Source organism: Shewanella sp. 4_MG-2023, from assembly GCF_030548015.1.
GTDB lineage: Bacteria > Pseudomonadota > Gammaproteobacteria > Enterobacterales > Shewanellaceae > Shewanella.
Genome location: NZ_JAUORL010000082.1, coordinates 1 through 1,042 on the forward strand (window position 1 = coordinate 1; position 1,042 = coordinate 1,042).

The following is a 1,042-nucleotide window of genomic DNA, read 5'->3' on the forward strand; positions in this document are numbered from 1 at the left end:
TGTTTCAAACGTGTTGTTATCCGCATCGGTTGCACCATCTTCAGTGACCGTACCTGCGTCAGAATCGCCATTACCTACATCAACGGTGATATCCGCAGGGTCATTGGCGCCAGTGATTGTGATGGTGAGTGTTTGCGTTAGAGATTGAGTGCCGTCTGTTGCAGTATAAGTAAATACGGCATTGGCAGTCACGCCATCTGGTAACGCTTCTGAAGATGCGCCATTAGCGATAAACGTGTAACTACCATCAGAGTTGATAGTTAATGTGCCATATTCATTGGCGATCACCCCAGGTTGTCCAGCAGTAACCGCAGTGTTTGTGCCTGACACACCAGAATGGATCCCAGTGACACTTAGTGCGTCGCCATCTAAGTCACTATCGTTGCTCAATACGCCATTAGCTGCATCTGCTGTTACAGTGGTATTTTCATCAACACTATCAACATCAGCCACTAAGTCAGGGGCATCATTTTGAGCGCCTACATTAATGGTTAATGTAGCGGTGTCAGTGTCAGTGCCGTCAGTGACGGTATACACGTAGCTGTCTACGCCATTAAGGTCAGCCGGTGGCATATAGGTGTAACTGCCATCAGCAGCGATGATGATAGTGCCGCCTTGTACTGTGGTGAAGGTGCCAGCAATCACAGAAAGGTTATCACCATCGACATCGGTATCATTGGCATCTAAGTCAACAGTTGAGGTGAATAGGGTATCTTCTTGTGCATTAATAACATCATCAACGGCGATAGGAGAATCATTTATTGGAGTCACTTCGAGTGTCAGTGTTGCAGTGTCACTAGTATTGGTTGTGTAGGTAATAACCGGTACTTGGCCATTCCAATTATCTTCTGGGGTGAAGGTGTAAGCACCATCTTCATTAATGATTAGGGTGCCACCATCGACAGTAACTTCTGTACCAGCAGTATAAGTGATACCATCAACGTCAAAACTCACCACGGTTAAGCCGTTATCGATATCGCCGTCGTTATCGAGAACATTACCTTCAGCGACGGTATCTTCAGCAACAGTATTGCTGTCATTT

The 1,042-nt window shown here is 46.2% G+C and carries 1 protein-coding gene; it reads right to left on the minus strand.

Annotated elements, in window-relative coordinates:
• Positions 1–1,042 (minus strand): Ig-like domain-containing protein (locus Q4546_RS19135; protein ID WP_303446854.1); only part of this gene is annotated, 1,042 nt, incomplete at both ends.